Origin of the sequence: Salinisphaera aquimarina (assembly GCF_042643355.1) — a bacterium.
Classification (GTDB): Bacteria; Pseudomonadota; Gammaproteobacteria; order Nevskiales; family Salinisphaeraceae; genus Salinisphaera; species Salinisphaera aquimarina.
Genome location: NZ_JBHRSS010000003.1, coordinates 213,181 through 238,423, shown reverse-complemented (window position 1 = coordinate 238,423; position 25,243 = coordinate 213,181). Strand labels below are relative to the sequence as shown.

19 protein-coding genes and 1 pseudogene are annotated in these 25,243 nt (G+C 60.6%); 9 read left to right on the top strand and 11 right to left on the bottom strand.

The window, feature by feature from the left end; genetic code table 11:
* Positions 1-164 precede the first annotated feature (164 nt).
* Together ACFOSU_RS04655 and ACFOSU_RS04650 are read right to left on the bottom strand one after the other, a co-directional pair.
* Positions 165-1,523: an HNH endonuclease gene (locus ACFOSU_RS04655; protein WP_380686956.1), complete on the bottom strand. Its 1,359-nt coding sequence runs from the start codon at positions 1,521-1,523 to the stop codon at positions 165-167.
* Positions 1,520-2,428: a DNA adenine methylase gene (locus ACFOSU_RS04650; protein WP_380686953.1), complete on the bottom strand. Its 909-nt coding sequence runs from the start codon at positions 2,426-2,428 to the stop codon at positions 1,520-1,522. The genes ACFOSU_RS04655 and ACFOSU_RS04650 overlap by 4 nt, the downstream gene beginning before the upstream one ends.
* Before the next feature lie 102 nt (positions 2,429-2,530).
* On the opposite strand from ACFOSU_RS04650, the gene ACFOSU_RS04645 reads away from it, so the two are divergent.
* From ACFOSU_RS04645 to ACFOSU_RS04635, 3 genes are all read left to right on the top strand, one after another.
* On the top strand, positions 2,531-3,850 hold the full coding sequence (locus ACFOSU_RS04645) for a site-specific DNA-methyltransferase (RefSeq protein ID WP_380686951.1): 1,320 nt from the start codon (positions 2,531-2,533) through the stop codon (positions 3,848-3,850).
* 136 nt (positions 3,851-3,986) lie between these two features.
* Positions 3,987-4,835: an REP-associated tyrosine transposase gene (locus tag ACFOSU_RS04640; RefSeq protein ID WP_380686949.1), complete on the top strand. Its 849-nt coding sequence runs from the start codon at positions 3,987-3,989 to the stop codon at positions 4,833-4,835.
* A 100-nt stretch (positions 4,836-4,935) separates the two neighbouring features.
* Positions 4,936-5,142 carry a hypothetical protein gene (locus tag ACFOSU_RS04635; protein ID WP_380686947.1) on the top strand — a complete coding sequence of 69 codons (207 nt, stop codon included), beginning with the start codon at positions 4,936-4,938 and terminating at the stop codon, positions 5,140-5,142.
* A 410-nt stretch (positions 5,143-5,552) separates the two neighbouring features.
* Here ACFOSU_RS04635 and ACFOSU_RS04630 read toward each other — a convergent pair whose 3' ends face one another.
* Positions 5,553-7,238, bottom strand: coding sequence for an alpha-keto acid decarboxylase family protein (locus ACFOSU_RS04630; protein ID WP_380686945.1), 1,686 nt, complete (start codon positions 7,236-7,238; stop codon positions 5,553-5,555).
* Positions 7,239-7,282: 44 nt separating this feature from the next.
* On the opposite strand from ACFOSU_RS04630, the gene ACFOSU_RS04625 reads away from it, so the two are divergent.
* Positions 7,283-9,010 (top strand): DUF2075 domain-containing protein, encoded by a 1,728-nt coding sequence (locus ACFOSU_RS04625; RefSeq protein WP_380686943.1) that lies wholly within the window; start codon positions 7,283-7,285, stop codon positions 9,008-9,010.
* A 214-nt stretch (positions 9,011-9,224) separates the two neighbouring features.
* On the opposite strand, the gene ACFOSU_RS04620 is transcribed toward ACFOSU_RS04625, so the two are convergent.
* Both ACFOSU_RS04620 and ACFOSU_RS04615 read right to left on the bottom strand, forming a co-directional pair.
* The gene (locus ACFOSU_RS04620) at positions 9,225-10,136 is read right to left on the bottom strand and encodes an SMP-30/gluconolactonase/LRE family protein (RefSeq protein ID WP_380686941.1); all 912 of its coding nucleotides are present in this window, start codon (positions 10,134-10,136) and stop codon (positions 9,225-9,227) included.
* 213 nt (positions 10,137-10,349) lie between these two features.
* A complete protein-coding gene (locus ACFOSU_RS04615) occupies positions 10,350-10,808 on the bottom strand; it encodes a DUF2380 domain-containing protein (protein ID WP_380686939.1) in 459 nt (152 codons plus the stop codon).
* A gap of 218 nt (positions 10,809-11,026) precedes the next feature.
* Between ACFOSU_RS04615 and ACFOSU_RS21030 the strand changes: the two are divergent.
* Positions 11,027-11,125, top strand: a pseudogene (locus ACFOSU_RS21030) (addiction module toxin RelE); the annotation flags it as partial.
* A 265-nt stretch (positions 11,126-11,390) separates the two neighbouring features.
* On the opposite strand, the gene ACFOSU_RS04610 reads toward ACFOSU_RS21030, so the two are convergent.
* From ACFOSU_RS04610 to ACFOSU_RS04600, 3 genes are read right to left on the bottom strand one after another with little or no spacing between them, the layout of a single operon-like run.
* Complete coding sequence (locus tag ACFOSU_RS04610) at positions 11,391-12,668, bottom strand: WD40/YVTN/BNR-like repeat-containing protein (protein WP_380686937.1); 1,278 nt, start codon at positions 12,666-12,668, stop codon at positions 11,391-11,393.
* A gap of 2 nt (positions 12,669-12,670) precedes the next feature.
* Positions 12,671-13,900: a hypothetical protein gene (locus ACFOSU_RS04605; RefSeq protein ID WP_380686935.1), complete on the bottom strand. Its 1,230-nt coding sequence runs from the start codon at positions 13,898-13,900 to the stop codon at positions 12,671-12,673.
* Positions 13,887-15,488 carry a hypothetical protein gene (locus ACFOSU_RS04600; protein WP_380686933.1) on the bottom strand — a complete coding sequence of 534 codons (1,602 nt, stop codon included), beginning with the start codon at positions 15,486-15,488 and terminating at the stop codon, positions 13,887-13,889. Before ACFOSU_RS04600 ends, ACFOSU_RS04605 begins: the two co-directional genes overlap by 14 nt.
* Positions 15,489-15,960: 472 nt before the next feature.
* Here ACFOSU_RS04600 and ACFOSU_RS04595 point away from each other — a divergent pair, with 472 nt between their 5' ends.
* From ACFOSU_RS04595 to ACFOSU_RS04585, 3 genes are all read left to right on the top strand, one after another.
* Positions 15,961-16,785, top strand: coding sequence for a sulfurtransferase (locus ACFOSU_RS04595; protein ID WP_380686931.1), 825 nt, complete (start codon positions 15,961-15,963; stop codon positions 16,783-16,785).
* A gap of 482 nt (positions 16,786-17,267) precedes the next feature.
* Positions 17,268-18,821 (top strand): MmgE/PrpD family protein, encoded by a 1,554-nt coding sequence (locus ACFOSU_RS04590; protein ID WP_380686929.1) that lies wholly within the window; start codon positions 17,268-17,270, stop codon positions 18,819-18,821.
* Positions 18,822-19,039: 218 nt separating this feature from the next.
* Positions 19,040-19,636 (top strand): DUF2585 family protein, encoded by a 597-nt coding sequence (locus ACFOSU_RS04585; protein WP_380686927.1) that lies wholly within the window; start codon positions 19,040-19,042, stop codon positions 19,634-19,636.
* A gap of 839 nt (positions 19,637-20,475) precedes the next feature.
* Here ACFOSU_RS04585 and ACFOSU_RS04580 read toward each other — a convergent pair.
* Both ACFOSU_RS04580 and ACFOSU_RS04575 read right to left on the bottom strand, forming a co-directional pair.
* Positions 20,476-21,369, bottom strand: coding sequence for a DUF2914 domain-containing protein (locus tag ACFOSU_RS04580; protein ID WP_380686925.1), 894 nt, complete (start codon positions 21,367-21,369; stop codon positions 20,476-20,478).
* Positions 21,370-21,687: 318 nt separating this feature from the next.
* Positions 21,688-22,740 carry a GGDEF domain-containing protein gene (locus ACFOSU_RS04575; RefSeq protein WP_380686923.1) on the bottom strand — a complete coding sequence of 351 codons (1,053 nt, stop codon included), beginning with the start codon at positions 22,738-22,740 and terminating at the stop codon, positions 21,688-21,690.
* Between the two features lie 628 nt (positions 22,741-23,368).
* Between ACFOSU_RS04575 and ACFOSU_RS04570 the strand changes: the two genes are divergently transcribed.
* A complete protein-coding gene (locus tag ACFOSU_RS04570) occupies positions 23,369-24,580 on the top strand; it encodes a PQQ-dependent sugar dehydrogenase (protein ID WP_380686921.1) in 1,212 nt (403 codons plus the stop codon).
* On the opposite strand, the gene ACFOSU_RS04565 is transcribed toward ACFOSU_RS04570, so the two are convergent.
* Positions 24,532-24,930 carry a hypothetical protein gene (locus tag ACFOSU_RS04565; RefSeq protein ID WP_380686919.1) on the bottom strand — a complete coding sequence of 133 codons (399 nt, stop codon included), beginning with the start codon at positions 24,928-24,930 and terminating at the stop codon, positions 24,532-24,534. The genes ACFOSU_RS04570 and ACFOSU_RS04565 overlap by 49 nt on opposite strands.
* Between the last annotated feature and the right edge of the window lie 313 nt (positions 24,931-25,243).

Genomic DNA, 25,243 nt, shown 5'->3' with positions numbered 1-25,243 from the left:
GTTCTAAATAACATCGACGACTCGCGTCCTTGCCCGACTAACGGAAGGCGTACCAATGCAAATTTTCCGTTGAGGATTTCTCACGAAATTTCGGAAATACAATATCATGTTTACTGGAGCAGTAGTTCAGGCACAAAATGGTGGGCCGAGAAACGAGCAATCGCCTATTTTTCCGAACGGACAAACTCGCGACGCCGATAGAGATATTCTGCTTTAGGTATTTCTCGTGTCGGCGCGGTAATTTTGCATCCGTCGTACAGCTTAAGTTGTTGCTGCAATACCAAGTCGTCTTCGATTTTGCTCCAGTCAATACGAATAGTTAAATCGTCTTCGATCAATAGGTATCCGTTTTCAAAAGCGCGATCTACGAGTACTGATAGGCAAATGCCGTTGGAGGGGTCTAGCCGTATAGTTTGATCCTTGCTCCAGGGCACAATGTGCGATGCGACGAGAAAAACTTCAGTCTCTATACCAGTGATTGCGCATCGAAATGCATAGTTTTTTTTCACCGCTTCTGCAAATGCCCTTTGTGCGCTGCCCCTAGTTTTGATTGTTGTTTTGGAATCGGGTACTTCGTAATTCTTTTGCTCTATTTGACCACGGAATTCCGCGACCTCGCTAGGTGAAACATCATAAGTTTCTGCGGCCGCGTCGCTCGAATTGGTAACTGGGTAGCGCGCTCGTAGTAGGCTATCTAGAAAGGTAAAAGATTTCGCGCTTTTATCACCGAGAGATGGCGGTACCGACCAAGCGTCGTGATTCTTTGCAGGATCGAAAAATAGCCCGTAACCAGGACGCCTGAGATAATAAGCAAGTTCACGACCCGTGTCGTCATCGAGCGCGTCTATAAAAGAAACGGGAGTTTTGGATGCAAGTAGCCTATAAAGTGTGTCCTCGATTACCGCGTTGGGTGCGATACCTCCGCTGTGAAAAACCGACCAGGCAAGGGCTGAATTTCTAGATGTGGTTTTGGCCAGAGTTTGAATCAACTGCGGTATGAGCTTGAGATCGGCCCATGCGTAGTGCTGAGCCGGATCTCCAAGATAACAGCGCAAATGAAGTGTTTGGGATTCATTCCTAAGCTTGATTGCCAATAGGTAGGGCTGGCCGGCACCACGGCTCGATAGTAATGCTAATTCATTTTCAGCAGCCTCAAACTCGCGATGGGATGGATCCCCGGGGATTGTTGCTGCGCCAGAGTCTTGCGGCGTAAGCGACATTTTCCAAACATCGGGTGCGCCAAGACGTGTTTCCCACTTAAGGTGCGGCCGGTCAGCCGACCTCAAGACGAGGTTTCCTGGTGCCTTCCCAGTTACCCATCGGTAGATGATTCGCTCAGAACCGGAGCTTTTTAGTTCTGGAAATAATTTCTTTACGGTGTCGAGGAAATCTTTTTTTCTCGAAAGTTGGATATAGTCTTTCGTATAACTAGTTACTTTTCCATCCAGCCGCCCGTAAGTAGCTCTGTGCGCTGAGGACCCGTAATAAATTACAAGCACCCATTCAACCGGTTGAGCGCTCATCTTGGTTTTCCGATAATGATTGCCTCAGGGGATTTACGTGCTTCCACCTCACGTTTACTCTGTGCTGCAAGAGCGCGGTGAGTTGTGAACCGTACAATGTCTGTTCCTGGAAATAAGTCGCGAACAACCTCCGTGTCGCGGTTGGACATCACCCACTGTACGCCCCGGCGAGATAGTTCATCGCAAATGCGTGATAGATCTACAAGGTCAGCAATTTCGAATGTTTTAGCCGTATATTTGTTAAATTTTGCGGTTGGCTCTTTTTCTGTGCCTGAGCTTGTAAAAATCGGAAGATATGGCGGATCGAAATACACAAAATCTCCACGAGTAGCGTTCTGTAGTGTTTCTCGAAAATCAGCTGTAGAAAATTCTGCGCCAGCGAGAGCAATCTTAATGGACTTAAAGGTGGCGTCACTGAAGCCTTTGAAGCTGCGATCGCCCCAAGGCGCGTTCATCGCTCCGGTTCTGGAGTTCTCGCGCCACAGATGGTTCCAAGACACTCCATTCAGATATAAGAAACGTGCAGCCTTTTCTATCAGAGAATGTGGTGCCATCGCACGGACGTCATAATAGAAGTTTTTCGAGTCGTTTTTCAGGTACCACTCCAATAGTTGGCTAAGATCGGCTTGATGGTCTCTCATCGCAATCCACGCTGCGATCAGGTGTTCATTTAGGTCTGCCAAATATGAACGCCCGGCGACTCTGTGAGCACAAGAAAGGAAAACGGCGCCACCGCCAAGGAAAGGTTCATAGTAGTTATTAATCGAGTTTGGCACGTGGGGAAGAATGCGGGGGAGCAATCGCGTCTTGCCTCCAGCCCATCTGATGAAAGGTTTTATTGGAGCGGAATCGGCGCCACCGAATGGTAATTCCTTCTGACCTTTTCCTAGGGCACGCTGAATCATGAGTAGGCCTTACGCTTATTGGATCCGCGGATGGTATTCTAATTTGAGGGGTAGTAAAAATACCCCGCTGCACACTGGTAGGTCAGAATTTCGGGGAATTATATGTCTGACGTCGAGCTTGTTTGGCCGAATAAAGATATGGCGCTGCGTGCGTCAGGAAACAGCAGTTATGAGTGGGTAGAGCCCACTTGCAACCGACTAAAAGTCCCCCTAAAGCTGGAAAGACTTACGTCGCATCACGGTAATGAACGACCGAATATAGTGGCGGTAGGGGACGGGCTGGACATTTTGGAAGCACTTTCTGGAGATGCCCTCATCTTCGAAAGCGGAATTCGTCTCGTCTATATTGACCCGCCTTTTAACACGCAGGTGAATTTTCGGCAGTATCGCGACACCATGAAGCGCCCAATGTGGTTGAGTATGATGCGTGATCGGCTGATGGCGCTTCGACCGCTACTTGCTGAGGACGCAAGCATTTGGGTTCACTTAGATGATGCTGAAGTGCATCGCGCTCGTTCTGTCATGGACGAAGTCTTTGGCGAGGGCGCATTCGTTGCGTCTGTGGTGTGGCAGAAAAAAAATACTCGCGATTCACGTGCTGCATTTTCTGAGAACCACGACACGATTGTCGTTTACGCGCCCAGCGGTCCGAAGAAATGGAAGACATCTAGAAATTTGCTCGTTAAAGACGGTGCTGACTTAGTCAACCGAGATAACGATCCTAGAGGTCCGTGGACAGACGCGCCGTTCACTGCTCCCGGCTATCGTAGTGCTCAGCAATATGACATCGTTACGCCCGCCGGAAATGTTCAGCGTCCGCCGCGGGGGCGTTCTTGGTATGCGACGGAAGCGACGTATCAGAGTTTAGTCGCCGACGAGCGGATCTGGTTTCCGAAGGGTGGCGCGGGATCACCTCGTCTTAAGCTTTTTGCGCATCAACTCCGCGGTCTTGTTCCGTTTACGGTTTGGGGAACTTCTGACACCGGCACGAACGATGATGCCAAGCGACACCTTATGGCGCTATTCCCGGACAAAGAAGTGTTCGACACTCCTAAGCCCGAGTCGCTGCTTGAGCGCATTATCCATATAGCGACGAATCCTGGGGAATTGGTTGTGGATATCTTTGCCGGTAGCGGTACGACGGCGGCAGTTGCTCACAAGATGCGACGTCGATGGTTGGTCGCTGAGCGAAACGCCGATACAGTTTTTAAGTATTTGTTGCCACGACTTCAAAATGTTGTTGATGGCAAAGATCCTGGCGGTGTCACCGGAGCAACTTCTTGGGTAGGTGGCGGAGGCTTCGAGGTGGTAAACGTATCTCCTAGGTTGGGTAAGCTAACTGGCCCTTACCGACCCGATGCTATCGAGCGAAATCTTGCGATGTCATTGACGAAATGTGGAAAGCTCGCGAATGCTTCCTGATTAGCAAGCGGTACGCGAGGAATGGGGTCATGTCTAAACGCCCGACGGTAATCTGGCGAAAGGGCAAATGGGGTCAGGTCTTGCATGTGCATAGACCCGGTTAAACTTAACCTCAAACCGCAACAGTAAGACAGCCATGGCCCGCCCTTTACGCCTCGAATTCGCCGGCGCGCTCTACCACGTCACCGCGCGCGGCGATCGTCAGGAAGCAATCTACGAAGACGATGAAGATCGCCAGGCATTTCTCGATGTGCTCGCGGATGTCGCCGATCGCTTCAACTGGCTGGTTCACGCCTATTGCGAGATGACCAATCACTATCACCTGCTGATCGAGACGCCGGACGGCAATTTGTCGAAAGGCATGCGGCAGTTGAACGGGGTGTATACGCAGTACAGCAACCGCCGGCATGGCCGGGTCGGGCATCTGTTCCAGGGGCGTTACAAAGCGATCATCGTGCAGAAGGAATCGTATCTGCTGGAGGTGGCGCGCTATATCGTGCTCAATCCGGTACGGGCGCAGATGGTGCGCAGTGCCGGCGATTGGCCGTGGAGCAGTTATCGCGCAACCGCCGGGCGTGCGGGTGTGCCGCGTTTTCTGACCACTGATTGGATTCTGTCGGCGTTCGGCGCACGCCTTAAAGAATCGCAGCTCGCGTATCGGCGGTTCGTGAGCGAGGGGCGCGGTCAGCCGGCGCCGTGGGTCGCGTTAGCCAATCAAGTACTGCTGGGCGATGACGCGTTCGTTGATCGGATGCGTTCCAAGCTCGACCAATCCAACCGGTCGCTTGCCGAAGTGCCGCGCGCCCAGCGTGCCGGTCGGGCCAAGCCGTTGGCCGACTATGCTGCGCATAGCAATACCCGCGATGAAGCGATCGCCGCGGCTTATGCGTCCGGCGGTTACAGCATGGCCGAGATCGGCGCGTATTTCGGCGTGCATTATTCGACGGTCAGTCGCGTCGTGCGGGCGGCAGAACGCCTGCCGTAGAAGCCCGAGCTTCGAGACCGGCGCTCCGGTCTGAACTCCAGTTTTCTCGCCGTTCGCCGATAGGCCGGTGTGGTTCCATGTCTTGAATAGAAGGAGAATTATGGACGCAGGAAGTGTTAGCTCGACCGTCGCTACCGCGATGGCTTTACAGCAGCACAACCAAAGCCAGGATGCCCAGGCGAGTCTGTTAAAAGACACGCTCGAAAATCAGGCTGCACAGATGAATCAGCTGATGTCATCTGTGCAGTCGCCGCTGGCTTTGGCGACCGTCGGGCCCGTTGGTACGCAGATCAATACGTCTGCGTGACGGGAAGAATGCCCCGATTGTTCGGGGTACAACGGTCGCAGTGCATTTGTACTGGGGCCGTTTTTCCTTCACCCCGGCGGGCGCTGGGTCTCACAGCCCGGCCGAGCGGACCAACCTACGAGAGCGGGCCGCATTCGATCTGCGGGGGCAGTGATAGACGCAAATGCGCTCAGGTCTTGCATTGCCCCATTCGCCGTATCGAGGTAAGCCTCGGTAGGTAGTTCACAGACGACCTTCGGGCTGGCTCCGGTATTGCTTGTTGAGAACAATACCGGGCCTCTGGGTCGTCGACGTCTGCTTGCGCGCCTGCAGGCTGGGGGATTGTTAGGTCTCTTGGTGAGTAACCGACGAGTAGGCTCGCAGAAAGGCAAAGCGCACGATCTGCGCCGATGCTTCGGTCGCCTGGCCTGTCACGGGTTGCGCGGGCCCGTGGGGCCGTAGTCGAAATCGGCGATTGCCGGCCCGAAGGTCTTCAAGCCCGCCGGGGCGTCCTTCGGGTCGAGCTTGAGGATGAGAAAAGCGCCTTGATCGGAGGATTCGATACGGGTGAGGGCGTCTTCGAGTTCGCCGTGCGTGGATGCGTGATACGACACCATCTTCGCGTCCGACTGGAATACCTGCGGCAGGCGTGCGTAGTCCCAGGCGGCAATGTCGTTGTAGGCGCGTTCCATGCCGAGTATGTAGCGTTCGATGGTGTAGCCGGCGTTGTCGATCAATACGATGATCGGCCGCTGGTCGTAGCGCAGAATGGACGACAGCTCTTGCGCGGTGAGCTGGAACGAGCCGTCGCCTATAAATAGCAGGTGCCGGCGCTCGGGCGCGGCGAGCAGGCTGCCGAACAGGGCGGGGAGCGTGTAGCCGATCGCGCCCCAGATGTTGGATGCCACGTACGCCGTGTCCGCGGGCAATCGCTGGGCGGACAGGCCGATATTCGACGTGCCGGCTTCGGCGATCACGACATCGCCGGAGCGCACGAACCGGGCCATTCGCGGCCATAGCCGTGCGTGGGTGAGCACGTCGCTCGGCTCGCCCGCATCTTGCTCGGCCGGGGCGCGCTCTGCCGCATCGGCAACAGTGTTGGCGACGTTGCGCTGCGGGATGGCGTCCACAAGGCGTTCGAGCAGTTCGGCGCCGACCACGCCCTCGTAGTAGTCCGGCCCGACCGTCACCCGGTGGTTGCGCACGTCCACGACCGACTCGAACGGCAGCTGTGCGGTGAAGTTGCCCGAGTTGCTTTCGATGAACCGCGGCGAGGTAATTAGGAGAAAGTCCGCGGACTCGATGCGCTCGCGTACATCGGCGGACGACGCCGCACCCGCATACGTACCCAGAAACAAGGGATCGTTTTCGTCGAGCAGCGCCTTGGCGGTGGGCAGCTGCGCATAGGGAATGTGGCCGCGATGGGCGAGTGCGCGCAGGCCGTCGATCAAGCCGTAGCGGTCGGCGTCCATATCGGTGAGGATCGCGGGCCGGGTTGCGGATGCGAGTTTGTCCTGCACATGGGCAAGCGCGGCCTCGAGGCGTTCGGCGTCGCTGGGCGGCATGCGTATGTCGAACGGTGTATCCGGCGCCTCGATGCGCAGATGCGACACATCGGAGGGCACCTGAACATGAACCGGACGCTGCTTGCGCAGGCACAGGTGCAGGGCGCGGTCGATCTCCTCGACTGCGTTGGTGGAGTCGATATGCACGGCGGTGGCAGTGAACGGCGCCATGCTCAACAGCATGTTGTCGAAGTCGCCGTCGGCCAGCGAGTGGTGGAGCCGGAAACGGTTCTGGGTCGCAAACAGCGGTGGGGCGCCGCCGATCGAAAAGACCGGCAGGTGTTCGGAGTTCGCACCCGCGATACCGCATAAGGCGCTGAGCTCGCCCACGCCGTATGTGGTCAGCAACGCGCCGATCCCGCGTCGCCGGGCATAGCCATCCGCCGCATAGGCGGCATTGAGTTCATTGCACGCCCCGACAAACCGGATCCCTTCCATGTCTTCGATTTGTTCCAGCAGGTTCAGGTTGAAGTCGCCCGGCACGCCGATCACGTCGCTCACCCCAGCCTGACGCAGCCGTGTGAAAAGAAACTCTCCAACCGTGGTCTGCATCTCGCGCTCCTGTGTTGTTGTCGGTTAACGCCCCGTTCGGGGCCGTGGGGCGCACCATTGTAGAACCCGGGGATATCAACCAGGCTTGGGACTACGGACTTGACCTCAAGAACTTCCATGCCGGCAGCTACGCGGCAGATATTTTTCCGGTTCTCATCGCAACCAAAGCGCTCAAGAGCGATCGCGAATGGCAGCCGAGACATTCTGACGGGGTGCGACCGCCGGCGTGCAGCGGCGTTGATGGCTTGGCGGGTTTGATCGATAGAGCGCTTGTTAGCCGAGGCGTCGGTTCACTCGATGCACGCAGTTGGGCGATATCCGCTTATCAGCCGACGCCGACCATCATCGAAGCCGCGCAAGCGTTGTATGGCCAGCATTCCGTTGAGGCGATTGCCCGTAACGATGCCGGCGCGAAAAACCTTTCGGTGACCTCCAATCTAGTCGATCAAATAATCTTGGAGTCGCAGGCAAAACGAACGAAATCGATCGTGTTTATTACCGGTGTGCCAGGTGCCGGCAAAACTCTTGTGGGACTGGACGTAGCCACACGGCGTCGAGACGTTGATGCGCCCACGCACGCGGTATTCCTTTCTGGCAACGGCCCGCTCGTCATGGTGTTGCAAGAAGCCCTCACCCGCGATGAGTTAGCCCGCTCTAAAGCGCAGGGCAAGCCGGTTCGCAAGGGGGCTGTAAAACAGAAAGTGAAGCCGTTTATCCAAAACGTGCATCACTTTCGCGATGAGGGCGTGCGCGATCGAGACAGGCCGCCACATGACCATGTTGTGATCTTCGATGAGGCACAGCGAGCTTGGAACCAAGATCGAACGTCCAATTTCATGTCGCGCCGGAAAGGGATCGCGAACTTCGATCAATCTGAGCCCGAGTTCTTGATCAGCTATATGGATCGCCACAACGATTGGGCGGTAATAGTGTGCCTCGTGGGCGGTGGCCAGGAGATTAATACAGGCGAAGATGGAATCGCGGGCTGGCTAGAATCTCTACATGATCGCTTTCCGCGCTGGCAGGTCTATATATCGCCTGAGCTCACCGACAACGAGTACGCTGCTGGCGGCGCGCTTCGAAAGCTCGGCTCGCAGCGCGAGCTTCTTACGGAAAAAAGCCTACATTTGGCTGTTTCGATGCGATCGTTTCGCGCTGAAAATCTTTCGGCGTTCGTAAAGGCGCTACTCGACTCTGAGCTAGACGCGGCGCACCAAATCGCCGCTACGCTCGTGCAACGGTATCCGATTGTTGTCACGCGTGATCTCGATGCGGCGAAGCGCTGGGTTCGCGAAAAGGCGCGTGGCAACGAACGCTTTGGTCTCGTTGCGTCGTCTCAGGCCCACCGCATGAAGCCACACGCGGTCGATATCCGCGTGAAAATTGACCCGGTCCATTGGTTTCTAAATGGAGCCCGTGATACGCGTTCGAGCTACTACTTAGAAGATGTTGCGACCGAGTTTCATGTCCAAGGCTTGGAGCTGGATTGGATCTGCGTTACCTGGGACGCCGACCTGCGCCGTGCGGACAGTGCATGGAGCTGCCACCGGTTCCGCGGCTCGAAATGGACGAAAATGCATAAGCCTGAACGGCAGAGATATTTGCTAAATGCCTATCGCGTGCTACTCACGCGCGCCCGACAAGGCATGGTGATTTTCGTACCCGAGGGCGACGAAGCCGACCCGACGCGCGCCCCGGCGTTCTATGACGAGACCTACCGCTATCTGCGTTCGATGGGCATTCGGTCATTAGATGCGGACGAGGCAATCTGATCGAAAGCAGTGCCAGGCGGCAAACGAGGGCGGTGGTAGATGAGCACAAGGAATCACGCCGTCGCCCCGGCGTAGATCAATCGCCCGGGCGGAGTTTTTCGCGCGAATCCGGCGACAGTCTATTTAACTGACCAACACAGCTTCTGCTGGTTGGGCTTTGGGTGCCAGAGGGACTATGGGGTCCAGTTCAGCTTTGACGTGCTAGTCGTCTCGTCTACGGCAATCCGTCGCTGGGCACATCGACGCGAACCATTTTCACGGCGGCTTCGCGCGTGCTCTTGCGTTCTTCTTCGTTGAAAGAAGGCGCGGTGCACATGAACAGCGTGCGGCCGTCGTCACCGCCGAGCATGCAGGCGAACACGCCCATATCGCCGGTCGATATCTCATCCAGGATTTCGCCGCCCTCGGCCAGCCGCAGCACGCGGTTGTGGCCGGCGTCGGCGGCCCAGACCGCGCCTTCGGCGTCCAGACAGATGCCGTCGGGCAGAAAAGCTGCGCCACCGACGAATTCCATCACGTCGCTCGTTTCGGGATCCGGGCCAAGCTTAGCCCAGGCGCGTTTACCGGACAGGTTGCCGTGGGCGCCGATATCGTAGGCGGTGATTTGCTGTCCGAAAGTTTCCGCAACAATCAGCTGGTTACCGTCCGGCGCGACGACCATGCCGTTGGGGAATCTCAGTCCGTTGGCAACCTCGGTCGCCTGGCCGTTCGGATCTACGCGGATGAGGTTAGTCGCCGTCATCGGCTTGCCAGCCATTAGGTCGAAACCGAAGTTGCCGACCCAGGCCCGGCCTTGGCTGTCCACCACCATGTCATTGAGATGCCAGGGTGCAAGCGCGGAAAGATCGGCGTATTCGCTGAGGGCGCCGTCGGCCGTGCGGCGTATCAGGCGGCGATCGCGCATGGATACAAGTAGCGCGTCGCCGTCGGGAAGGAAGCCGATACCGGAGGGCTGCTCGGGGATGTCCGCGACGGTTTCGACCTGCTCCGGATTATCCGGATCGACCGCCAGCACGCGGTAGGTATAGAAGTCGACGAACCAGAGCCGGCCGTTGTGCCAGCGGGGCACTTCGGTAAAGGACAAACCATCGACCAGCGTTTCGATCTTACGTAGAGAATTCGTCATGAAAGCTCCGGAATCGGCACTTGAAGGAGGCGATGACGTCGACGTTATCGGCTATTGCCCTGTGCAGGCAAAGGCGCAGGCGGGGCGGGTCTACTGCTGGATTGCAACAGCACCTAAATGCCAAAAGGCAGAACGCAAGCCCTGACGCTCGAAGCTGCACGAGGGCTAATCTCGATCCGACGCATGGCAGCGTATCGAGGCGCCGGGCGAGAACTAGTCGGTCAATACGCGCGTGGGCTGCGTGTGCGGCTCGATCGTGACGCGCGCTAGGGTGCCCGCGACGAATTCACCTGCACGGCGAAACGCGCGTTCGTCGTCACCGCGAAATGAAAATGAACGCTCCAATAAAATCTTTTCGTTGGAAAGGTCCACCATGTAGACGTGGCCCCATTGGACCAGTGTGCTCATCTTGTGAATGCCGCCGAAGACCAGTAGTCGGGCGTCGCTTTGCCGAGCGCGTTCGATAAGCGCTGCCGACTCCATGTTGCCCGCGGTACAGGTGTCGTTATCGCAAGGCAGGGACTGCGTTGCATAGCCGGCGTCGTCTTCGAGACCTTGGCGCAGCGTGGCGACGAAGGTGTGCATCATTTCGGCATGCGCCGCACGCTGGTCACGCACTTCGCCGGAGGTATCGTCGTAGTCGAAGTCGGCGACCATGGCCTTGACCGGCATGGCTTCGTTCGCGGTGGCGATACTCGTGCCCAGACATAGCAGGGCGCATAGCCCGAGAGCGACGCGGTAGCGGATTGGATGCTGGTGCCGAGTGTCGTACACGCTAGACCAAGGGTGTTGGAGCGCTTGCTCGAGTATATGCATCTTTTATCAATGCTGGCCACAGTCGGTGCTTGTCGGCGGGCCCTGCGTTCTTGTTTCGCCTGACCTGAGTGGTGATAGCCAGACCGTTACGACCCGAATTCGCCGGCGCGATGTATCACGTCACTTCCCGCAGCGATGGAAGCGGGCGAACCTACGAAGACGACGAGGGTCGCGTTATTTCACAGACGGGCTCACGATCGAGTAGATCCTCGATGCGTTTGTCGAGCGTTCGTCCGAGGCTCAATTCGAATATCGCCCTTTCGTTAGAGAAGGTCGCAGCCAGCTTTGGCCTGGGAAAACTGGCGTATCAAGAGTTTCTGGGAGATGACGCCGTCATCGACGATATGCGTGATCGTATCGAGCAATTGAATCGGTCGCTCGCCGAGGTGCCGAGGCCGCGCGGCGAGCTGTGTATCGCATGCCCGGCACAAACGCGCTCTACGGTCGAATCCAGTAGTAGGGGTAATAGTCGCTGCGGTCTGTATACCCGAAGTGCAGGATGCCGGCGCCAGAGGGGTCGAACAGCATGCGGTCGTGAATGCGGATGTCGTTCATCGGCCGCCAGTGCTGGCCGCCGTCGCGGCTGAGCGAGCGGTGTTCGCCGTCGTTACGGCCGATGTCGAGCAAAAGCCAGTGACTGTTGGCGACCAGCGAGCGCATGGGCTCGCTGCCGCTGGCGCGCACCGGCTGCAACGCGCCGGCGCGCATCCGATACAGGGTGTAGCGTTCGGGCAGGTTGGATCGGTAGATGCCGAAGAGCTGCCCGTCGGGCCCGTTTTCGATATCGGTGAACGCGCCGTCGTATTTTTCCGCCGAGACGATGTCGCCGCTGGCCGCATCAACCTGGTACATCACCGCGTTCGGGGCGCGCTGGTAGCGACCGCCGGCGACCGCATAGAGGCTGCCGGTGTCGTCCATGAACCAGTCGAAGAAGTCGGAGTTCGTATCGTCGTACAACGACTCGCTCAGCAGTCCGGGCCGGTAGGCCATCAGGCGTTCGTCGTCGACCAGTACGCGCCAATGGCGGCCGCCGTCGGCCGACAGATACAGGCGTTTGTAGCCGTCGACCCAGACGCGTTCGCCGTCGATGCCGACGATCGTCGGTACATAGGCTTTTTCCAGGGCGTGCTGGGCGGCCAGACGCCAGTGATGGCCGAAATCGTCGGATACGAAGACCGTCTTGTCGGCTACGTCGGGCAGTTCGGCGAGCAGGTAGCAACGCCCTTCGGCGCCGCAGCGCATGGCTTGGATTTCGCCCTGCAGGCGCGCGACCATGGCCACCTGCTGGCCGTCGCTACGCAGCAGATAGGCCAGGCCCAGCGGATGGCTTTGCCGTATCAGGCGGTCGACGCGTTGCTGGGTGTCGTTCTTGTCTGTTTTTGGCGTGGTCGCCAGGCAATTGAGTACCGGCTGGTCCGGGCCGGTGGCGACCTGGCCTTCGGCGTGGCAACGTTCTCGGCACGGGCCGTCGGCCGCGCAGGCTTCCGCCTCGGTATCGCGACCGCGTGATTTGACGGCCAGCAGGGCATCGGCGCCGGCGGCGGTGGCTTCGAGCGAATCCCAGTCCATGGGCTCGGCGAGAGCCGTATCCAGCGTGAGTGTCTTGCCCTCCTGCCAGCCGTGGGTATAGCCGGCCATGAGATACCAGTACACGCCGAAGATGGCGTAGCACAGCACCGCCCCGAGCAGCCACGGCCGTATCCATACGGGCAGCATGCTCAGAAAAACTCGTTGATCGTGGGGCTGCGGCCGGCACGCAGGCGCCACGCGAACGCGATGCCCAGGATCTTCTCGATGGGCCGCTCTTCGCGGTGACGCAGATACACGCGGTGCGCGATTTCGCCGATCAAACCCAGGCCGCAGAGGATTAGCGTGACGATCAACAGCATGCCGGCGTTCAGGGTCACCAGGTCGAGCCAGTCCCAGTAGTCGGGCCCGACGCCGCGGTCGTACCAGTCGTAGATCTCGAAGCTGATGCCGAGGATCGGCAGCAACACCATGAAGAACCCGGCAAGGCCGAGAATGAATCGCCGCGCCATGGGCGTAGTACCGGTGCCCTTGTAGGTCACGTGGGCGAGGCCGTCGCTGGCGTTGAGAAGGCCCCGGACTTCGCCGTCCGCGACCAGCGACAACAGCGACACGTGATCGCCGGCGGCCAGGAACAACGGCGCGCGGCGGATCAGGGCCGGGTCGATGAAGCGCCGCAGTTCCCAGGCGCCAGTGCGCAACGAAAATATCTCGCCGGCGCAGGCCAGGCGGTATTCGTGAACGCTGTAGCTGGTGCGACCGCTGCCGTAGGTACGGAACACTACATCCACGCTGCTCAGCGTGTCCTGGAGGACGCCGAGCTTGCCGTGCAGGCCGTCGGCAAGCTGCAGTGTGTCCGGCGTACGCAATGTCGGTGGTTCGTGCAGCGCAGCGAGTTCGCCGGCCCGAAATGCCTGGAGCCCGCGAGCAACGCGGCGCCGGCCCGGGTGCGCCAGGACGACCAGCCGATATACGGCCCAGAGCAGCGAGAACCCTGCGATCGAGAACAGGACGATCTGCAACAGCACCACGAAGATATTGACGCCCGCGGGCAGCGCCAGGGCTGCGACCACGGGCAGGGGCGACAGGACCAGCGTCAGCGGCGCCAGCCAGGGGCGGCGATCCGGCTCGGGCGCCCAAATGTCGCCGTTATCGCGCCCCAGCCAGTGCAGCCAGGCGCTGCCATCGCGCAGGCGATGGGCACCGATGACCACCTGTTCGTTGCGCCGCAGGCCGCGGCCCAGCAGGGCGCTGTCGAAGCGATCGCGGTCGAAGAAGAACACACCGCCGTCGGTACACAACCGGCCGATCGACATGCCGTTGTCGATCGACATCTGTTTGAGTTCGCGGCAGGCGACACGCACGAAGAATACTGCGCCGGTGCGCTCGGGAATCGACTGGGCGGGCTTACTGGGCGACATCCGAGCCGTGCCTCCTGTTTGATGTGCCGGTCGCGGCGGTATTGCCGCGGGCTTGCGATTCGGGGTGCCGATCGGGCCCGGCATTTTCCACCGTGCCGTCCGCGAAGCGCTGTATTTCGAACTCGGCGGTATCGATGCCGCGGCGTTGGAAATCCTGTTTCACGGCATCGACGGCGGCCCGGAAGGCGTCATCGGTCATGCCTTGATAGTGCGAGGCGGTAACCACCAGGCTCGGCCGCGGCGTCATCTTCAGCCAGCGGGTGATGATCGGCATCGGCAGCTGGCCATTGAATTCATCGAGCTTGTCGGGAATATCGTCCACTTGGCGATAGCGGATACGCCAGTGCACCTGCGGCAACTTGCCTGTGCGCTCGGTGTTCGAGGCCTCGGGCGGGGGCAACAGGAAAAACGACAGCGTGCGTTCGCCGTCCACCGGCCGTAGCGAGATCTGTGAATACGACGACAACGTGGCCGTGTCGTCGTGCTGCAGGCCCATGCGATAGCCTTCGGCCTCGCCACCGACCAGGAAGTCGATGATGCTGCCGGCCGTGTTCATCGTATCCAGCATGTCGATGCCGATATGGCGCGCGTTGACGTTGGGCGCGAGGATCGGCTTGAACTGGCGATCCACGCCGGCGGGCCCCCACATATAGACCGGCCCTTGCTCGGCCACGGCCGTCTGCAAGAGGCTGGTGCTGCGTTCGAGTGCCTTGGGCGCGTCCTCCTTCATGCTTTCGAACGGGTTCGGCGCGATCATCGATTTGATCGGACCGGAGTCACAGGCACGAATACCGTAAGTCAACGGCAGCAAGACCATGGCCAGCGCTGCCCATTTGCTGTGCTTGACCATCTGCTCGCGGAAACGGCGATCGGCATTGCGGTTGGCGCGGCTCATGGTCGATGCCGCGGACGCCCGGCGCTCGCGACGCGTGCCGGGCTCGTCCGCCGGCGCACGTCTGTTACGACGGACATGATGTGTCGTCTTCGGGGATGGCTCGGCCTGGCTCGGCGACGCCTCGGCGGCCGAATGCGATGGCCCCGCTGGTCGGTCGGGCGTGGGCTCGGCCATGGTCTCGCTGAACAGCGCGGCCTGTCCGGGCAGCGTGGGTACCTGGGCCGCTTGTTTTTCACCCTGCAGCCCGGCGCGCGCGGCTTCGATGAAGGCGACGTAATCCAGCAGATCCTGCCGATAGTGGCGACCGTCCAGATGAAAACGCAGGCGTCGGCGATCGGCCAGACGCAGTGTTAGCGAGGGCGCCGCGACTTCCCAGTAGAACAGGCGCGCATCGCGCCCGATCGAATGCGTTCGTACATCGGCGAAAGCGATGCGCCCGAACAGCTGGGACTCGAACCCGGCGTCGTCGAAGCGTATGACGTCCTCGCGGCCGCGGGCAGCCCAGGCGCGATAGCCGTAAGTGCCCCAGGTGAGCAACCATGCCGCAACCGCTGCCGCCGTAATACCCAGCGCAGCGGGCTCGGGCACCATGCTGTGCACGATCGGCAGCCCGATCCCCAGCAGGACAAGGCCACCGACGAACGCCAGCACGGCCGCGCCGCGCAGATCCGCGCGATCATGGTGATATCTCAAAAACCCCCTCGATGTCATCCCATAGTGTTCTCTTGTTCATCTCTGCCCGGACTGGCGTTGGATCAACGCAGCCGTTGCCGGATCGCGGCCAAACGATTCCGAGGCCGGGTCGAACGCCTTGGAAGACGATGGTCGCGGTACGATCTGCGAGCCAGGGGAGCCGGCTTGCCGAGCCCGTATCGGATCGAGCAGGCCCGGCGAAGCTTACGAAGGAGCCGCTTATGAAACAACCCGGCGCGCAAGGCGATCCGGCATGATTCCTTTGTAAACTCAGTAGCCTGGCCGCGCGAATCGCCTGTCAACCCGCGGCGCGGGCGGGGTTGGCGGATCTTTGGTCGCCGATCTCATACCCATCGAAGACGTGTCGCATGACAGGCAAGAATGCGCGGTTGCGCGCGCGCCAGGGTCGGCATAAATTCGGTGGCTTGTAACCCCATGCCTGTTTGCGGATTCATTGTCCTGGGAGATTGCCGTGCAGAATGTATTGATCGATCCCGGCACGCTGGCGCAGTGGCTGACCGAGGGGCATGATCCGGTGGTGCTCGATGCGCGCGCACGCCTACAGGACGCCGAGGCCGGCCGCGCGCTCTGGCGCGAGGGCCATGTGCCCGGCGCGCGCCATGCCGATATGGATCACGAACTCGCCGCGCCGCCGTCGCCGCAGGGCGGGCGCCACCCGTTGCCGGACCACACCACGTTCGCAGAGCAGTTGCGGCGCTGGGGCATCACGCCCGACCGGCCGGTGGTGGTCTACGACGATCAGGGCGGTGCCATCGCCGCGGCGCGGGCATGGTGGATGCTTGTCTGGGCCGGCCATCCCGCGGCATACGTGCTCGATGGCGGCTGGCCGGCCTGGCGTGCCGGCGATCACCCGGTGTCGACGGATACGACCGAGCCCGAGCCGAGCGACTGGACGCCGACGTTCGACGACGACCTGATCGCCACCGCCGACGATGTCGCTCGCGGCGACGCCGTGCTGCTCGATGCGCGTGCCGGCGAGCGTTTTCGCGGCGAGTACGAACCGCTCGACCCGGCCGCGGGCCATATCCCCGGGGCGCACAACGTGCCGGCGTCGTCGTTGCTGGATACGCACTCCCGCTTCGTGTCGCCGCACGAGCTGGTGCAAGCGCTGCCGGCGGGTGATGCGACGATCAGCTACTGCGGTTCCGGCGTGAGCGCCTGCCAGCTGATACTGGCCTGCGCGGTGCTCGGGCGGCCCTTGCCGCGTTTGTATCCCGGATCGTGGAGCGACTGGAGCAACGACCCGGCTCGGCCCGTGGCAACCGGCCCGGCGTAGCCGCGCACCGTACCGGGCGAGGCCGTGCGCCGCCTATGCTGCGCAGAGCAATACCCGTGATGAGGCCATCATGCTTGCCTATGCGGCCGGCGGGTACAGCATGGCTGAGAGCGGCGCGTATTTCGGCGTGAACCATTTGACCGTCAGTCGCGCCGTGCGGGGCGCCGACCGCGTTTCGTAGACGATCGCGCGGTCAATCGAGCGCGCCCAGAGAAGGGCGATTTTCTTTTTACGGCGCGATATGCAGGAACAGATTGTCGCTGCTTTTCGCGCTTCGGGCCGCCGTTCTCGCCGGTGATCCGGCGGCGCCTGAGCAGGGTCGTGATTGCGCGCTAAAAACAAGAAAACCGGCGGCTCTCGGGTTTTTCATTTTCAGGAAAAAGAAGGCCGAAACCGGCGAGCGCCCCAAATCGTTTAAAATCCGGCCTCACGAAATAGCCGCCTCTGGCGGGTAGCCCGTTCAATCAGAAGGAATGTGTTGTATGACCGCTACGATCCACACCGTTCAGGTCGAAAAAACCAGTGGCGACCTTGCCCGTGATCAGCAGTTGGCATGGAAGCTGGCTGAACTGGCTACCCGCGCGAAAGACGCCCCGCAAGACGCCGAGGCCGTGGCGATGGCCAAGAATCGAATCATCGACAACGCCGCGATTGCGCTGGGTGCCGCGAACGAGTCGGCGGTGAAGGTGGCGCGCGCTGACGCAGTAGGCTCCAAGGGCACGGGCAAGGCGACCATCTGGGGGCTCAAGGATAAATTTGCGCCCGTGCCGGCCGCGTTCGCCAACGCGGTGGGCGTACGGTTTCTGGACAACGACGACTGCTATCTGGCGGCGGAATATTCGCACCCGGACGACAACATCTCGCCGATCATTGCAGTCGGCCAGCATCTGGGCGTGTCCGGTGCCGATATCCTGCGCGGTATTGTCGTCGCCTACGAGGTGCACGTCGCGCTCGTGGGCACGGGCGACGGCACCGGCATTTGCCTGCACAAGCACAAAGTCGACCACATGACCCATATCGCCGCGGGCACGGCGGCGGGCATCTCGTCCATGCTGGGGCTGACCACCGAGCAGACCTACCACGCGATCAACTTCGCCGTGCACAACGCGATTTCCTCTCGCCAGTCGCGCAAGGGTGATATCGGTGCGCAGAAGGAATTCGTGCCCGGCTTCTCGGCCGAGATCTCCATCAAGGCCGTGCATCACGCCATGCACGGACTCAAGGGGCCGAACCCGGTGTACGAAGGCGTGGACAGCATCATCCGTCGCTTCCTCAACGGCCGCGACGATGAAAACGCGGTCTACAAGGTCGAACTGGCGGAGCCGGGCGTCGACGGCCTGCGCAACATCATGAAGACCTATCCGAAGCAGCATGCCTTCGAATATCAGGGCCAGGCGATCATCGATCTGGCGCTGCAGCTGCGTGAGCAGCTGCCGAAGAAAGGCGATGGGGTCGACCTGGACCAGATCGAAAAGATCGTGCTGGAAACCAGCCATCACACCCATCACGTGATTGGCACCGACGCGCAGGACCCGCAGAAGATCGATCCGGATTCGCCACGCGGCACGCTGGACCACAGCATCATGTTCGCCATCGCCCGCTGCATCCAGACCGGCGAGTTCCACAAGGATCGCGCCTACCAGATGACCCCGGCCGAGAAGGACGAGCTGCGCGCCATGATGGCGCGTATCGAAACGCAGTTCGATCAGCGCTGGGAAGACCTCTACCACGACCAGGACCCGAACGTGCAGGCCTACGGCGGCCGCATGATCGTGACCCTGGCGGATGGCAGCGAAGTGGCGGACGAGAAGACCCGCGCCAATGCACACCCCGGCGGCGACACGCCTTGGCAGCGCCCGGACTACGAAGCCAAGCTGGCTGATTACACCAAGGATCTGGTGAGTGACGGCGAGCGTGCTCGTTTCATCGCGGCCGTGGACGGTATGGACTCGATCTCCGGTGACGAGCTGGCAACGATCAACCTGATCGTGGACGCCGGCACCCTGGAGACGCCGGAAACACGCGGTATCTACTAGGGCTTGCCTGGAGTCGCGGCCTCGTCGCGAGGCACTGTGGCCCCGGCGCCTGTGTGCGTCGGGGTCGTGCGTGCCTCCGCAGTGATGGGATCAAGCGGCGGTGGTATTGCGTTGTGCGTTCATGATTCGGCTATGCTGAATTTTTGCTGCCACTTGCCAGGCCCAGGCCCATACCCGATGCGTCTTTTGTCGATACACCGCCTGGTGCCGGTTGACTCGTGAATTTTCTGCGCCTGAATGCTCGCGATTGGCGCCCGTTGTCCCCGCAGACTTTCGTACTTGTTGCGGCCGCGATTCTGTTCATCCAAGCACTCACGCTCATGGCCATGGGGCATCCGCTCATATGTGAATGCGGCCACATTGATCTCTGGCATGGCTCGGCGTCTGGTCCGCAGACCTCTCAACACCTCACGGACTGGTACAGCGTCACGCATGTCGCGCATGGGCTGTTGTTCTATCTGCTGATCTGGCTGGTGGCCCCGGGCGCGCCGTTTACCGTTGTTTTGCTGACGGCGCTCGGTCTCGAGGCGAACTGGGAGATGATCGAGAACACGCCTTTCATCATGGATCGCTATCGACAGACCGCGTTGGCGGCCGGCTATTTTGGCGACAGCGTGGTCAATTCAATTGGCGACACGCTCGCGATGGCGGTGGGGTTTGTCTGGGCACGTAAGGTACCGGCCTATGGATCGGTGCTTTTGTTCCTTGGTTCCGAGTGCGTGCTCGCGATCGTGATTCGGGACAATCTGATGTTGAACATCATCCAGCTCATTCATCCAGTCAAAGCCATCGCTGTTTGGCAGGCGGGCGGATAAACCGGTATGCGGAGGGCAAAGCCTGTGCTCCTGCGGGTGTTGGCTCAGGCGCAGCAGCGACTCGGCTGGACAACCACTATCACCTCTCGATCGAAACGCCGGATGGGAATCTTGCTAAGGGTATGGGCCGGGTGCATATCCCGTTCTGCAGCCTCCGCCAAGGGCCGGCCGGGTGTCTTTTTTCAGAGGCGCTTCAAGGCGATTTCGGTCCCGGAAGAATCGTATCTCCTGAAGGTGGCGCGCTACTCTGTACGATCCCGACGACCGGGGCACGGATCCCCACGAGGTCGCCTCCCTGGTGACAGGGCAGCCGGGTCGAAGCTATTTGCCGGTCTCGGCCCGTCCGCTGGAGCGTGGAGAACGACTGCTGGCGATGGGCTATTCGGGCGATCTAAAGGACGGATATTTTCTTCAGATCGACTATGGCTGCGAGGTTACATCGGTGGGCGAGGCCGGGCATTTCGGCAACAGCTGCGTGATTTAACAAGGGTAATAGCGGTGGCTCATTACCGCAAAGGGGAAATCGCGACGGTCGGTGTGAACTCGTCGGCCTATTTCAGACGTGACCGCTCTGTCGACGATGCGTTTGCCGTCTCGACATGACGTGCGGCTGCGGTATTCGCTGGGGTGATGGCCGACCCGGCTCTCGATGGGCGTATTCGCTCGAATCCGTTCGAGTGAAGACCACGATATGAATCGGGTTCTGTGCCGCTGCCGAAGGTGGCCGCAGCTCCGATCAGGGCTGCGCAGTCGTATTGGCGTTTTCGGCGGCATCTGCGACTGACCTGCACTACGGTAGCGGGCCGAGTGGTGCGCGCAGCCTGTGACCGCACATCGGATCAGGGCGTTTGATAAGTGAACTGCGCTGCGCTGAGCGTCTTGCCTTCGCTGTCGGTCATGATCACTTTCCAGGGTCCGCTCATGCTGGGAATGAGTCGTTTGCTGGAGTAGGCGCGCCACGAATTGCTTCTGACGCGGAACACGACTTTGGCAACAAGGCGACCTTCGTGCCACCAGCTGTGGGTCAGGGTTTCGCCGGCCAGACCCTGGAGTTCGGTGAAATAGTAGAGACGCCGCAGCCGTTCGCCCCGGCTATGGAAGATTCCCTCGATCTGATCGACCGGCTCCTTGTTCCGGACGCCGCTGGCGAGTTGCGCTCGGACTACGTGAGCTGAAACGGCCGGGGTTGACGGTGCCTCGGGCGTTCCAGGAGTTTCAGGCGTTTCGGCTGTCTCGGATGTCTCGGATGTCTCGGATGTCTCGGATGTCTCGGATGCGCGCGGTTCCGGCTGCGTCGATTCGACCGGCGACGTCGCCGTCTTTGAAGGGTCTTCGACGCGGCGCGAGGGCGCGGCGCTCGCCCGGGTGGCGGGTTCGGCGATCGTTTGCTGTGGCCGCGGGGTCGGAGGCGGGACACTGGCCTGTGGCGATGTATTCGGATCGGGCGGAGGGGGCTCGGGCAGTGTGCGGGCTGTCGACGGCCGTGCCTGCGGCTCGTCATCACGGCTCATCGCGTTTGCCGGCAAGGTCGGCATGACGTCTTCGCGGTCCGGCGCGATGGTCTTGGGGGCGGGGGCCTGCGATCGATGCTTGAGAAACCGCTCGGGGATCGACTGGCCGAGGGTGAACCAGGCGACGACACAGATGCCCACCCAGAAGAGCAGGCCGAGCGCCGGCCCGGAGTAGACCCGAAGGAACTCGAAACGGCTTTTGGGCAGTGTGCGTCTGCGCATTGGGACACCAGCGAAAGCGATCCGACAGCGGAGCCGCGTTATCGACGAACAAACAGGCTGTAGCCGACGACCGTTTCATAGGTATAAAGCAGCCGTCACCGCATTGCCAATGGCGTTTGCAACGATATGTCGCCGCCTGTCTAATCGCGGCGTGCAGATGTCTGTTTTGACTGGAGCCGCAAGGGTTAGGGTCGGTGGCCAGGTCCCGGTGCCGTGAATTTGCCGGCGTATTCTGGATGTGACCCTGCGCGGCAGTCTGCTTGTGCCGAGTATCCGGTCGGTCGGGGTTGTCGCGAGCGGCGAGGCGACCGTGCGTGATCAGTCGTGGTTGTTCGCGAGCTTCACACAGTTGCGGCCGGCCGCCTTGGCGGCATAAAGCGCCTCGTCGACGCGTTGCAGTATGGCGCCGGTCTCGCGCGACGCGTCCCGTGAGCTGGTGGCAATGCCGATGGACGCGGTTATATTGAATGCACGCCCCTCGTCGTCCAGAAACTGCAGCCCGGCGATCCGGGCACGCAGTCGGTTGCCTGCGATCGAGGCGGCATCGGCATGGGTCATCGGCATGATCAGCAGGAATTCCTCACCGCCGAAGCGGCCGAAGGTGTCCACACTTCGGATCATGCCCGCGACGGCCTGGGCACAGGCGGTGAGCACCTGATCGCCCATCGGGTGGCCGTGGCTATCGTTGATCTGCTTGAAATCGTCGAGGTCGAACAGGCACACGCTGAACTGGGCATCGCCCCTTGCGGAGCGGGCGACCTCGCTCTGCAGGACTTCCATCAGGCGGCGTCGGTTGTATATGCCGGTCAGCTCGTCGCGTACCGCCATATCGGAGATCTTCTCCATCGCCGCATTGAGTTGCTGATTCTTGCGGCGCAGGGAACCACGCAAGCCGCTGATGAAGCCGCCGATAAAACCGATCTGGACCAGCAACAGTGCCAAGGTGATCAGAACGATCCACTCGTCCGGGTTTGCGTAGTGGTCGAGATTGCGTGCACCCACGAGCAGGAACACGGCGAAGTAGGTGACGAAGTAGGCCAGCGCGGCCGCCAGAAAGCGTCGTATCGACAGATCCAGAATGCCGTAGAGCAGCGGCACGATCACGGTCAGCAGCACGCCGGCGCGAACCGGCAACGAATCGATATGGCAGAGCAGGTAGAGCGCCGGCAACAGCGGGCTGAGCACCTGCACGAAAGTCAGGTTGGGTTCCTTGGCGCGCAAATTCAGGCCGCTGCGAAAGACACAGAAGAAGATGACCACGAGCGCGGACAGTCCGACGATGTATGTGATCGCTGCCGACCAGGCGACCCCGTTCAGAGCGGCGGCAACCGCTGCGACCGTCGCCTGCAACGCAAACGATGCCGTTGCCATGCCCCACCGCTGCAGGCGGACCTTTTGATGTTGCTGGACGCGTGCGTTCTTCGGATTCGACGCCATGATGTCAGGCCCGTTACACCGCCGTGCTGCGATGTCCTGCAGCGCTCGCGGTCGGATTCTTCTTCTGTTGTATGGTTGCTATCGGCGCCCCGAGGAGAAAAGTTGAGTTTTCTACATTCGCCGATCATGAGCGACGGATCGCGATCGACGTAATGTTCGTTGTTCTCAACAACCTTTCACCTTTGGGCCACCGGGCGTGTGGGCGCGGTGCCGTCGAGCCGCAGGTTCATTGGCATGAGGCTCCGGGTCAAATGCTGCAACCCGGACGGGCCGGTCGTGGCAGGAGGAAATAGTATCTAATTCAGCGGTTTGACTGGCCGGCAGATGGTGGCATCAGGTCACCTCGAACGAACTGGAAATAAGTGCCTGGCGTTGCGTCTACGCCGTTCTGCAATCGCACCGCGCGCCATATCTGGTGTCTTCGCCAGCCTTCGGACATAGTGCTATGGCAGGACAGGACGTAGCCGGCGGATGGCGCTACGCGCTGACCGTGGGGCCGAATAATTCAAGAGTCGCTTGGCACGATAGCGCCCGTGAAGGGCGCAACCGGGGGGCACCGATCATGACTGTTTCACGCTGTTTTTGTGTGTTGGCGCTCCTCGTCTCGATAAGCGCCTGCGGTGGTGGCGGTAGCGACGGTGGTTCGGCCGCTGACGACGGCCCGTCGGCCTATTCGGTCGAGCGGGTGTTCGCCAATCTGGCATTCAGCCAGATCACCGATTTACAGAGCGATGCGGCCGTCGCGGAACGTCTTTACGTGGTGCAGAAGAACGGCGTCATCCGCCGTTTCGATCCCGGCGACCCGACTGATGGCAGTGCGGTTTTTCTGGATATCTCCAATACAGCCGATTTCAATACCGGCGGCGAGGGCGGCTTGCTGGGGCTGGCGTTCGACCCGGGGTTCGCGACCAACGGCCAATTTTATGTGCACTACACACGCGCCAACCCGCGGCGCGTGACCATCTCGCGCTTCACGTTCACCGGTGCGCTGCCGGTCGATCCGGCCACCGAGCAGGTGGTGCTGAGTGTCGACCACCCGGCGCGCGACAATCATTACGGGGGTGCGTTGGCGTTCGGCCCGGCGGATGGGCTGCTTTACCTGACCATGGGCGACGGTGGCGGTGCGTTCGACCCCGACAACAACGCCCAGGATAGGACCCAGCGGCTGGGCAAGATCCTGCGGATCGACGTCTCCACGACCGGGCTGGGTAACACGCCCAATTACAGTATTCCGTCGGATAATCCGTTCGCCGCGAACAGCAACGGGTTTGCCGAAGAAATATTCGCCTACGGTTTTCGCAATCCGTTCCGTCTGAGCATGGACCAGCCGGACCTCAACACACAGACCGTGTGGGTGGCCGATGTGGGCCAGAACGCGCGCGAGGAAGTGGATATCGTGGAACGCGGCGGCAACTACGGCTGGGATTGCTGGGAAGGCACCCGCGTGGTGAGTTCGAACGAGGGCGCGAGTTCGGCATGTGCCGGGTCGAGTGATGCCGCATTCATCGCGCCGGTGACCGAGTATGGTCGTTCGGTGGGCCGCTCGATCACCGGCGGCTATGTCTACCGGGGCAGCCGGCTGCCTGGCCTGGTCGGGCGCTATATCCACGGTGATTTCGTCAGCGGTCGTGTATTCGCTTACGATCCCCGGAGCGATACGGCCGAGCGCCTGGCCAGCACCGATCTGCAGATCTCGACGTTCGGGCGCGACACCACGGGCGCGCTCTACATCGCCGACTTCGGCGGCGGCCTATACCGGCTGAACGTGAATTGAAGCCGCCGGCGGGCCCGGCATCGACGGCTGACCGTCCATGACTTCGTGCCACGTTTTATCCGGGCGATCAGCCAGCCGAAGATGAGGGCGAACACGCCGCCGATAATTATCAGCAGACTGTCCCGGAAGACCTTCCAGACATCCTCAAGGTGGTCGAGCAGACCGCCTTCGGTATTCGTGTCGACGGTGACCACGAACGTGGAGGCGGCCTTGGGCCCGCCGGCGCCAGCACAGCCTTCGGAGCCGTAGCGATACACGTTGGCACTGACGTTAAGGCGGCCGCCGGATTGGGCTAACGTGGCCGGCACTTCGGAACCGGTGGGATCGATCCGGATGCGGCGTAACGCCACGGGGCTTATATGGAAAGCGGGCGCGGCCCGGACAGCACGCCGTGAGCGGCTCTGTCGTAGATTGCGCCGGTCGCAATCTTGGCTTGAGCGGGGCAGACAAGGAAAAAAACGCATCGCAGCGCAAAAAGAAAACCCTGGCGATCGGATCGCGGTGCAGGGAGCGGATTTCGACAATGGCAAAACCGCGCTAGCGGCGGATTTGGCCTGAGCTGGCAAGCTCGCCTTTGCCATTCCCTGGCACCGCCGAAATTCGCGTCATCCGGCGTGATTTTGCGCTTCACTAACATGCTAATGTTGCATTTTTATGACGCGC